At 66.1% G+C, this 8,811-nt stretch carries 13 protein-coding genes; 5 read left to right on the top strand and 8 right to left on the bottom strand.

Features of this window, described 5'->3' with window-relative positions; translation table 11 throughout:
* From paaD to ACE3UY_RS13710, 3 genes are all read left to right on the top strand, one after another.
* Nucleotides 1–328: 1,2-phenylacetyl-CoA epoxidase subunit PaaD (gene paaD, locus ACE3UY_RS13720; protein WP_374688072.1), on the top strand; the 328-nt coding region annotated here is incomplete at its 5' end.
* An 84-nt stretch (nucleotides 329–412) separates the two neighbouring features.
* A complete protein-coding gene (locus ACE3UY_RS13715) occupies nucleotides 413–646 on the top strand; it encodes an antitoxin (protein WP_374688071.1) in 234 nt (77 codons plus the stop codon).
* The gene (locus ACE3UY_RS13710) at nucleotides 643–1,047 is read left to right on the top strand and encodes a type II toxin-antitoxin system VapC family toxin (RefSeq protein WP_374688070.1); all 405 of its coding nucleotides are present in this window, start codon (nucleotides 643–645) and stop codon (nucleotides 1,045–1,047) included. The genes ACE3UY_RS13715 and ACE3UY_RS13710 overlap by 4 nt, the downstream gene beginning before the upstream one ends.
* 21 nt (nucleotides 1,048–1,068) lie before the next feature.
* Here the strand turns inward: ACE3UY_RS13710 and ACE3UY_RS13705 are convergent, their stop codons facing one another.
* The 7 genes from ACE3UY_RS13705 to ruvB all read right to left on the bottom strand — a co-directional run bounded on the left by ACE3UY_RS13705 (nucleotide 1,069) and on the right by ruvB (nucleotide 6,416).
* Nucleotides 1,069–2,214 carry an acyl-CoA dehydrogenase family protein gene (locus ACE3UY_RS13705; RefSeq protein WP_374688069.1) on the bottom strand — a complete coding sequence of 382 codons (1,146 nt, stop codon included), beginning with the start codon at nucleotides 2,212–2,214 and terminating at the stop codon, nucleotides 1,069–1,071.
* Nucleotides 2,215–2,272: 58 nt separating this feature from the next.
* Complete coding sequence (locus ACE3UY_RS13700; protein ID WP_374688068.1) at nucleotides 2,273–2,635, bottom strand: MazG nucleotide pyrophosphohydrolase domain-containing protein; 363 nt, start codon at nucleotides 2,633–2,635, stop codon at nucleotides 2,273–2,275.
* A gap of 28 nt (nucleotides 2,636–2,663) precedes the next feature.
* Nucleotides 2,664–3,620 carry an NAD-dependent epimerase/dehydratase family protein gene (locus tag ACE3UY_RS13695; RefSeq protein WP_374688067.1) on the bottom strand — a complete coding sequence of 319 codons (957 nt, stop codon included), beginning with the start codon at nucleotides 3,618–3,620 and terminating at the stop codon, nucleotides 2,664–2,666.
* Nucleotides 3,621–3,737: 117 nt separating this feature from the next.
* Nucleotides 3,738–4,472, bottom strand: coding sequence for a WecB/TagA/CpsF family glycosyltransferase (locus ACE3UY_RS13690; RefSeq protein ID WP_374688066.1), 735 nt, complete (start codon nucleotides 4,470–4,472; stop codon nucleotides 3,738–3,740).
* Complete coding sequence (locus ACE3UY_RS13685; protein ID WP_374688074.1) at nucleotides 4,469–5,125, bottom strand: pseudouridine synthase; 657 nt, start codon at nucleotides 5,123–5,125, stop codon at nucleotides 4,469–4,471. The genes ACE3UY_RS13690 and ACE3UY_RS13685 overlap by 4 nt, the downstream gene beginning before the upstream one ends.
* Nucleotides 5,122–5,349, bottom strand: a complete 228-nt coding sequence (locus ACE3UY_RS13680; RefSeq protein ID WP_374688065.1) for a DUF2905 domain-containing protein — start codon at nucleotides 5,347–5,349, stop codon at nucleotides 5,122–5,124. Before ACE3UY_RS13680 ends, ACE3UY_RS13685 begins: the two co-directional genes overlap by 4 nt.
* Nucleotides 5,346–6,416, bottom strand: a complete 1,071-nt coding sequence (gene ruvB, locus ACE3UY_RS13675) for a Holliday junction branch migration DNA helicase RuvB (protein WP_374688073.1) — start codon at nucleotides 6,414–6,416, stop codon at nucleotides 5,346–5,348. The genes ACE3UY_RS13680 and ruvB overlap by 4 nt, the downstream gene beginning before the upstream one ends.
* Before the next feature lie 124 nt (nucleotides 6,417–6,540).
* Here ruvB and upp point away from each other — a divergent pair, with 124 nt between their 5' ends.
* Both upp and ACE3UY_RS13665 read left to right on the top strand, forming a co-directional pair.
* Nucleotides 6,541–7,161, top strand: coding sequence for a uracil phosphoribosyltransferase (gene upp, locus ACE3UY_RS13670; protein ID WP_374688064.1), 621 nt, complete (start codon nucleotides 6,541–6,543; stop codon nucleotides 7,159–7,161).
* A 4-nt stretch (nucleotides 7,162–7,165) separates the two neighbouring features.
* On the top strand, nucleotides 7,166–8,248 hold the full coding sequence (locus tag ACE3UY_RS13665) for an MraY family glycosyltransferase (RefSeq protein WP_374688063.1): 1,083 nt from the start codon (nucleotides 7,166–7,168) through the stop codon (nucleotides 8,246–8,248).
* Nucleotides 8,249–8,378: 130 nt separating this feature from the next.
* Here the strand turns inward: ACE3UY_RS13665 and ACE3UY_RS13660 are convergent.
* Nucleotides 8,379–8,811, bottom strand: a 433-nt coding sequence (locus ACE3UY_RS13660; RefSeq protein WP_374688062.1) for an alpha/beta hydrolase, incomplete at its 5' end; no start/stop codon positions are given.

The raw sequence follows: 8,811 nt of genomic DNA, 5'->3' as shown, positions 1-8,811 counted from the left end.
GGCGCTGGACGTGATGCGGCGGGACATCGAGGCGGCCGTGCGGGGGCTGGGCGCGGCCGAGGTGACGGTGCGCACCGTCCTGCACCCGCCGTGGAGCACCGACCACATCAGCGACGCCGGGCGAGAGAAGCTGCGCCAATTTGGTCTCGCGCCGCCGCTGCGCCACGGGGGTGACGTGGCCTCCGTCGCCTTCTTCGATTTGGCGGAGTGCCCACGCTGCGGTTCGACCAATACTAGTCTGCGCAATGCCTTTGGGCCGACGCTGTGCCGGATGATTTGGTACTGTAACCAATGTCAGGATGCGTTTGAGCAGTTCAAGCCTTTGTAATAGGGTTAACGTGCGCCTGACTTGACCTGTACCTACCCGTGGTATATACTATTGATATATTCTCTTGTGGAGCCTTCGATCTCTATGGATACCGCCAAACTGTTCACCAACGGCCGCAGCCAGGCCGTCCGCTTGCCAAAGGAGTACCGCTTTGAAGGGACCGAGGTCTTTATCAAAAAGGTCGGCAACGCCGTTATGCTCATTCCTGCCACTGAATCGTGGCAGACGTTAGTAGAGAGCCTGTCTCAATTCTCGGATGACTTTATGGAGAGCCGGGAACAGCCAGAAACGCAAGAACGAGAGTCGCCGTTCGCATGAAATTTCTCCTCGACACCAACATCTGCATCTATCTGATCAAGCGGCAATCGGAGACTGTCATACGAGAGATGGCGAAACAGCCGATTGGCGATGTTGGCCTTTCTTCGGTTACAGTTGCCGAACTGCAATACGGCGTGACAAAGAGCGCTCAGGTGGAGCGCAATCGGGCAGCATTGGAGCAGTTTCTCGCGCCTTTGGCAGTCGCCGATTTCGATACGCCGGCTGCGAAAGCTTATGGCTACATTCGCGCTTTGCTGGAGCGACACGGGACACCTATTGGCTCGCTGGACACACTCATCACCGCGCATGCGCTGAGTCTGGATGTGATCCTGGTCACCAACAATGAGCGCGAGTTCGGCCGCGTGCCGGGGTTAAAACTCGCTAACTGGGCGGTGGATTGAGCGCCTGTTCACGTAGCGCTGTCACATCCCCAACGCCGCCCTTCCCACCATCTCATACGCCGTATCCCCGGCCGGCGGCTGCATGGCCGAGGGACGCACGTCGCGGAAGTAACGCTCCAGCGGCAACGCGCGGGTGAGGGCCGAGCCGCCGGCCACCTGGAGCGCCTTCTCCGTGGCCGCGTTGGCCGCCTCGGTGACGACCAGCTTGGCCGCGGCGATGCGTGTCAGGTAGGCGGCCCGCTCCGCGTCGCGCCCCGCCCACGACCCGGCCACTTCGAACAGCAGCGCCCGCGCCGCTTGCAGGGCCACGTCGATCTCGCCGATCTGCCGCTGGATTTTGGGCAGGGTGGCGATGGGCCGGCCGAGGGCTGTTGGCGTTCGCTCCAGGGCGTAGCGAATAACCGCGTCGCGGGCGGCCAGCGCCGCGCCGAGGTAGACGGCCGACAGCATGGTGGAGAACCACACGTTGGGCGTGGCCTTCGGCTCGCCCACTTCGATCAGGCAGTCGCGCGGCGCGACCACGTTGTGGAAGATGGCGTCATGGCTCTCGCTGGCGCGCAGGCTCAGCGCGTCGCGCCACGTCTCGACCCACTCCAGACCGGGCACGCCGGCCGGCCCCTGCCGCACCAGGACGACGCCGGCCTCGTCGCCGAGGGCGACCCGCACCAGTAGGTGCGTCAGCTGCCGGCCGCCGGTACACCACGTCTTGTGGCCATTGACGAGCAGCGCCGCGCCGTCAGGGGTGGGCGTGGCCGTGGTCTCCGGCAGGCCGCCGCGTGACGGGCTGCCCAGGCGCGGTTCGCTGCCCAGGTGGTTGAGCAGCCCACCGGCAGCCGCCTCGCGCATGATCTGCTCGTAGGCGTCCGGCTGCCAGGTGCGCGTCTCGCGCTGGTGGCCGATGACCTGGTGCTGCATGGCGGCGACGAGGGCGGTGGAGGCGCTGCCCTTCGCCACTTCCAGTTGCGCGGCGACGCAGGTCAGCAGCGACGCGCCCTGGCCGCCTTCCTCCACCGGCACGGCCAGACCGAGATAGCCTGACGTTCGCAGCAGAGCGACGTCTTCCATCGGTAGCCGCCCTTGCCGGTCTGCGGCGTCCGCCCGCGCAGCGATTTCGGCCGCCAGCGATTGCGCCAACTCAACTGCCTGGTCGTTCTTGCTCGCATTCATGGGTTCATCGTAACGCATAGAGGCTCATAAGGGGGAATTAAGAGGATTGTGTCGCTATTCAGCGCGTCGTCTCGCTTTGAGCGGCTATCTTCGCGCCGCTGCCGTCCCAGCCGTGGCCGCCGGCCAGCTTGATGGCCAGGTGGGCGGTCATATCCTCGAAGGTAAAGCCCCACAGGTGCGACAGGATGGCAACGTAGTATAGCACGTCGGATAGTTCGTCTTTGACCTGATCCGGGGTGGCTTCGCGGCCAGGCTTGTAGAAGTGTTTCTTCAGCATGTCCACCAGTTCGCCCGTTTCGCCGGCCAGGCCGAGGAGGGCGTGGATCTGCTGTTCGCGGAGCGGCACGTCAGCGCCGTGCCAGGTGCGCAAGGCCTGACGCTGGATGGTATCGGGGGCGTGGGTGTCGGTAGGTTCGCTCATGACGGTCGTTCCTGTCGCTGCGCCAGTTTTATCCAGGCGTGTAATCGCGCCAGTATGAGGTGGCCCAGGCGACGGCGCGGGGGATGCCCTGGGACAGGGGCACTTGTGGATCGTAGCTGAGCAACGCCCGGGCTTTGCCGATGTTGGCGACGTAGTGGGTGACTTCGCCAACGCGCGATGGCTCCACGCTCAGCCGCGGCGTGACGCCTAACGCCTCGCCGATGTACCCGGCCAGGGCGATCAGGGTGTGGCCTTGGCCATAGGCCAGGTTGATGGTCTGGTTGGCCCCGCCCCCGCCGGCCAGCAGTTCGATGCCCGCGAAGACCCCGGCCACGCAATCGTCCACGTAGGTGAAGTCGAGTACCTTGTTCTCGCCATAGATGGTGATCGGCTTGCCCCGGCCGATCTGGCGGATGAAGAGGGGGATGACCCGCTCCATGCGTTCGATGTCCACATCGTAGCGGCCATAGACGTTGCTGAAGCGGAAGACGAGGTAGCGCAAGCCGTAGCACTGCGCGTAGGCGTAGATGAGCGCCTCGCCGGAAATCTTGCTGGCCGAGTAGGGGCTTTCGGTGTAGGCGAAGTCGGCGTAGGACTCCTCGGTGATATAACGATGGATGTCGCCGTAGACCTCGCGGGAACTGCTGAAGATGAGCGGCAGGTGGTTGTGGCGGCAGAACTCTAGCACGTTGAAGGTCATGACGACGTTCTCCAAGGCCCGCGACGGCTGCTGGACGAGGTCGTGCACCTTGGCGTGGGCGGCGAAGTGGACGACGACGTCAAGGTTAGGCGGGTAGGGCACGTGCCCCAGGCCGCCGCGGAAGTCGGCGAACGGCGCGCTGAGGTCTTGCAGCAGGGTGGGGATTGCCGTCGTCCACGGGTTCGGCCGCACGTCTACGCCGAAGACCGCGTGTCCGCGCTCCAGCAGATGCAGCGCCAAATTGGTGCCGATCTGCCCGCTCGATCCAGTAATCAGTACGCGCATAACTTTTCTACCAGAAGAATAGCTCACGCAAAGGCCGCAAAGATCGCTAAGAACGCAAAGAAAGATTTTTCTTGGCGTTCTTAGCGATCTTTGCGCTCTTTGCGTGAGCTGTTTTCTTCATCCCTTGCTAAACAGCACCTTCAACGCGAACCGCGGCAACGCCAACATTCGCCGCCAGCGCCACGGTTCTTTATAGAGCCGGTGCAGCCACTCCAGCCCGGCGTCCTGCATCCATTGCGGCGCGCGGACGGCCCGGCCGGTGATGAAGTCCAGCGAGCCGCCCACGCCAACGGCCACGCGCACGGTCATCAGCGCCGTCCGGTTGCGGTCGATCCACTTATCCTGTTTCGGCGCGCCGTAGGCGACGAACAGCAGCGCCGCGCCACTATCGTTGATGCGCCTGACGATGGCTTCGTTCTCGGCCGGGTCGGGGGAGCCGGCATAGGTTCCAACGACGCACAGGCCCGGGTAGCGGTTGCACAGGACGCCCGCCGCCGCCTCGGCCACGCCGGGGGCCGCGCCCAGCAGAAACAGCGGCCAGTCACGGGCGGCGGCCCGCTCGGCCATCTGGTAGACGAAAGCCGACCCCGGCACGCGCTCCGGCAGGCGACGCCCCAGCCGGCGGGCGGCGTAGAGCAGGCCGATCCCGTCGGGCAGACACAAGTCGGCGGCGTTGAGGATGCGCCGGAACTCAGGGTCTTGCTGGGCGGCCATGACGAACTCGGGGTTGACGGTGGCGATCTGGTGCAGGCGCGGCTCGGTCATGAAGCGCTCGACCAAAGCCAGCGCCTCGGCCGCGGTGACGGCGTGAACGGGGACGCCTAGGATGGAGACGGTGTGGGAGGCAGTCATGACCGTTTCCTCTTGGGCGGGGGAGCGGGGGAGCGGGGGAGCGGGGGTGAAAAAAGCCTCGGCTGACGTCTCTTGCTCCCCCGCTCCCCTGCCCCCCTGCTCCCCTGCTCTACAAGACGCCACTCGCCGGGCCGCAACCCCTCCAGCGTCCACTCGCCGATGGCCCAGCGGACAAGCCGCAGGGTGGGGTGGCCGACGGCGGCCGTCATGCGCCGCACCTGCCGGTTGCGCCCCTCGGTCAGCGTCAGCTCCAACCATGCCGTGGGGATGTTCTTGCGGTAGCGGATAGGCGGGTTGCGCGGCCAGATGGCGGGCTCGGCCAACAGGCGGGCGCGCGCGGGGCGGGTGGGGCCGTCGCTGAGGCGCAGGCCGCTCCGCAGCCGAGCGATGGCCCGCTCGTCCGGTTCGCCCTCCACCTGCACCCAGTAGGTCTTGGGCAGCTTGTGGTGGGGGTCGGCGATGGTCTGTTGCAGCCGGCCGTCGTCGGTCAGCAGCAGCAACCCCTCACTGTCGTAGTCGAGCCGCCCGGCGGCGTAGACGCCCGGAACCGAGATGTAGTCGGCCAGCGTCGGCCGGCCCTCGCGGTCGGTGAACTGGCAGAGAACGTGAAACGGCTTGTTGAAGAGGAGCAGGCGGCTCACGGGGCGGTTCAGCGGCGGAAGAAACGGATGAGCAGGTTGAGCACGATCGTGCCCACTACGCTGATCAGGATCATCGTCGCCAGTGGGAAGTAGACCCTGTAGTTCTCGCCCTCGAAGCGGAAATCGCCCGGCAGGTTGCCTAGCCAGGGGAAGAAGCGCCCGGCGACCAGCAGGACAAGACCGGCGAACGCGACAATCGCGCCGATGATGAGCAGCAAGCGGCCGAATTCAGTCATGGCTCACTCTCCGGGTCGGGCGCGAACAGGGCGGGCTGCGCCGGACGGGGGGCGCGGTCGGCGGGCAGACCCAGGTGGCGGTAGGCATGGGGCGTGGCGATGCGCCCGCGTGAGGTGCGCTCCAGGAACCCGAGTTGCAGCAGGTAAGGCTCGACCACGTCCATGATCGTGTCCGACTCCTCGCTGATCGACGCGGCGATGGTCTCCAGGCCGACCGGCCCGCCGCCGAACTTTTCGACGATGGTGCGCAGCACGCGCCGGTCGAGGTCATCCAGGCCCAGCCGGTCGATCTCCATCAGGTCGAGGGCGGCGACGGCCGTCTCGTGGGTAATGACGCCATCCGAGCGCACCTGCGCATAGTCACGCACGCGGCGCAGCAGCCGCAGGGCGACGCGCGGCGTGCCCCGCGCCCGCCGGGCGATCTCAGCCATGCCGTCCTGAACGATGGGGACTTCCAGAATGCGCGCGCCACGGCCGACGATGGTCTCCATCGCCGCCTGATCATAGAAGTCCATGCGGTAGACCGCGCCGAAGCGCGCCCGCAGTGGGGCGGTCATCAGCGCCAACCGGGTGGTCGCGCCGATGGCGGTGAAGCGCGGCAGCTTCAGGCGCACGTTTTTCGCCCCCGGCCCCTTGCCAACGATGAGGTCGAGGACGAAGTCCTCCATCGCCGGGTAGAGGATTTCCTCCACCGGCCGGCTGAGGCGGTGGACTTCGTCGATGAAGAGAATGTCGCCGGTGCGCAGGTTGGAGAGGATGGCGGCCAGATCGCCGGAGTGCTCAATGGCCGGGCCGGCGGTGTGGCGGATGTTGGCGCCCATCTCGTTGGCGACAACCTGGGCCAGGGTGGTCTTGCCCAGGCCGGGCGGGCCGTGGAACAGGACGTGGTCGAGGGGTTCGCTCCGGCCGCGGGCGGCGTCGATGAGGATGCGCAGGTTGTCCTTCAGCCGCTCTTGCCCGGTAAACTGGGCAAGGCGCTGGGGGCGCAGCATGGTGTCGAGGCCGACGTCATCCGCTTGCTGTTGGGGGGCGATGGGCCGTTCGGTTGTGGGTTTCTGAATCGTCATCATCCAACTCGCGGCGGAACTCCACCGCCGGGGCAGATTATACGATATGTCAGCCGCGGCGGGTAATCGTTGGGCGATTTGCCAAATCGCCCTACAATGGAGCAAATCACGCTGGAGAGGTGAAATGGTCTTCGAGTCACAGCACCCGCTCGTCAAACACAAGCTGACGATGCTCCGAGACACGAGCACGAAGCCCAAGAAGTTCCGCGAGTTGATCCGCGAGTTATCCATGCTCCTGTGCTATGAGGCGACGGCCGATCTGAGTACCGCCCCGCTGGAGGTCGAAACGCCCATGGGCCGGGCAATGGGCAGCGAACTGGTGGACAAGATCGGGCTGATCCCCGTCCTGCGCGCCGGGTTGGGCATGGTCGAGGGCATCTCCGAGATGATGCCCGGGGCGGAGGTGTGGCACATCGGCCTCTACCGCGACGAAAAGACGCTAAAGCCGGTCAGCTACTACAATAAGCTGCCGACCCTGCCGACGGTGCAGGTCTGTCTGGTGCTCGATCCGATGCTGGCGACGGGCGGCTCGGCCGTGGCCACGGTGGACATCCTGAAGCGGTGGGGGGCGCGGCGCATCAAGTTCGTCGGCATCCTGGCCGCGCCGGAGGGCATCGCCCGGCTGCAAGCGGCCCACCCCGACGTGCCCATCCACCTGGCCCACATTGACGACCACCTGAACGAGATAGGCTACATCGTCCCCGGTTTGGGCGACGCCGGCGACCGGCAGTACGGGACCGGCTGACGATATGGTCTATTTATTCGTGGCGCTGGCCTCTATGGCGGCGGCGCTGGTGGCCGCGCCCGCGGCGCGGTGGCTGTCGTTCCGGCTGAACCTGGTGGCCGAGCCGGGCGGCCGCCGCCGCCACCAGGGGCGCATCCCCAAGCTGGGCGGCCTGGCGATCTTTGCCGGCTGGCTGGTGGGCGTGGCCCTGACCTACTGGCTGTTGCCGCCGGCCGATCCCCACGACGCCCTGCGATTGCGCGGTGTGGTGCTGGGTAGCCTGGTGGTCGTCGCCGGCGGGTTGCTCGATGACCGCTATGACCTGCCGCCGTGGGCGCAGTTGGTCATCCAGCTACTCGGCGCGCTCATCGCCATCTTGCACATCATCTTCATCGAGGTGTTCACCAACCCGTTACCCGGTGACGCGCTCTGGACGGCCCTCCCCCTGTTTCGTGTGGACGAAAACAACTGGGTGTGGATCTGGCGTCCGCTGGCGCTGTTGTTCACGACGTTCTGGGTGGTGGGCATGATCAACGCCGTGAACTTCCTTGATGGTCTGGACGGGCTGGCGGCCGGCGTCTGCCTCATCGCGGCGGCCTTCTTCGCCTTTCACAGCTACCGGCTGGGCCAGGTGACGGTTCCGCTGTTTCCCCTGGCGCTGGCCGGGGCGCTGTTCGGTTTCCTGCGCTTCAACTTCGCGCCGGCGCGCATCTTTCTCGGCTCGGCCGGGGCGTACTTCCTGGGCTATCAGATGGCGACGTTGTCCATCCTCTCGCCGGCCAAGCTCTCTACCGCGCTGCTGGTCATGGCCGTGCCCATCATTGACGTGGCGTGGCAGATCATCTCCCGGCTGCGCCACGGGCAACACCCCATGCGCGGCGACCGGGGGCATCTGCACTTCCGGCTGGCCGACAGCGGGCTGGCGACGCGCCATATCGTGCTCGGCTACTACGCGGTTGCCATTCTGTTCGGGCTGGTGGCCGTGCTGGTGGCGTCGCGGCTGTTGAAGGTGGCGATACTGGCCGGGTTGGCTCTGGCCGTGCTGGCCTTGCTCCTGCGCCTTAGCCATAAAGAGGCATCCACAGATTTCACAGATTACGCAGATTAAGAGGCTCACGCAAAGAGCGCGGAGTACGCCAAGAACGCAAAGAAGAGCTCACGCAAAGACGCAAAGAGCGCAAAGCCCAGAAAGCTCTCCGGGCTTTGCGCTCTTTACGTCTTTGCGTGAGAGTCTCTTCTCATGGGGCAACAGCGCAGACAGGAAGGGCGGCGCGGTCGGTGGGCAGGCCGTCGGTGTACCAGGTCAGGTAGTCTAGCAGGTGCGCCCGCCAGTACGCTTCGTCGTGATTGCCCTCGTTGACCAGCCAGGCGTGGGCCACGCCGGCGGCGGTTAGCGCGTCGTGGAGGGGCAGGGCGTCTTTCAGATAGGGGTCGCGCGCGCCGATGTCCACGTAAATGCGCAGGCCGCCCAGGTCGTTGGCGGCGGTGAGGCGCGGGTCTTCGGCGGGGCCGGCGTGGCTGTCGATGAGAGCCGGGCTGTGGGCGGCGACGCTGCGGAAGAGGTCGGGCCGCCGAAAAGCCATCATGAGCGACCAATAGCCGCCGCGCGACAGGCCGCCGACGGCCCGGCCCTCGGCCGCGGGCCAGGCGCAGTAGTGGGCCTCGATGTGG

The sequence above is a fragment of the Promineifilum sp. (SeqCode) genome (assembly GCF_041918635.1).
GTDB lineage: Bacteria > Chloroflexota > Anaerolineae > Promineifilales > Promineifilaceae > Promineifilum.
This window is presented reverse-complemented; position numbering and strand designations above follow the sequence as displayed.

Bases quoted from the DNA above. Each gene is read 5' to 3' on its own strand.
- ACE3UY_RS13710 (WP_374688070.1), top strand. From the start codon at position 643: ATGAAATTTCTCCTCGACACCAACATCTGCATCTATCTGATCAAGCGG.
- ruvB (WP_374688073.1), bottom strand. From the start codon at position 6,416: ATGACGATTCAGAAACCCACAACCGAACGGCCCATCGCCCCCCAACAG.
- ACE3UY_RS13715 (WP_374688071.1), top strand. From the start codon at position 413: ATGGATACCGCCAAACTGTTCACCAACGGCCGCAGCCAGGCCGTCCGC.
- upp (WP_374688064.1), top strand. From the start codon at position 6,541: ATGGTCTTCGAGTCACAGCACCCGCTCGTCAAACACAAGCTGACGATG.
- ACE3UY_RS13665 (WP_374688063.1), top strand. From the start codon at position 7,166: ATGGTCTATTTATTCGTGGCGCTGGCCTCTATGGCGGCGGCGCTGGTG.
- ACE3UY_RS13680 (WP_374688065.1), bottom strand. From the start codon at position 5,349: ATGACTGAATTCGGCCGCTTGCTGCTCATCATCGGCGCGATTGTCGCG.
- ACE3UY_RS13690 (WP_374688066.1), bottom strand. From the start codon at position 4,472: ATGACTGCCTCCCACACCGTCTCCATCCTAGGCGTCCCCGTTCACGCC.
- ACE3UY_RS13695 (WP_374688067.1), bottom strand. From the start codon at position 3,620: ATGCGCGTACTGATTACTGGATCGAGCGGGCAGATCGGCACCAATTTG.
- ACE3UY_RS13705 (WP_374688069.1), bottom strand. From the start codon at position 2,214: ATGAATGCGAGCAAGAACGACCAGGCAGTTGAGTTGGCGCAATCGCTG.
- ACE3UY_RS13700 (WP_374688068.1), bottom strand. From the start codon at position 2,635: ATGAGCGAACCTACCGACACCCACGCCCCCGATACCATCCAGCGTCAG.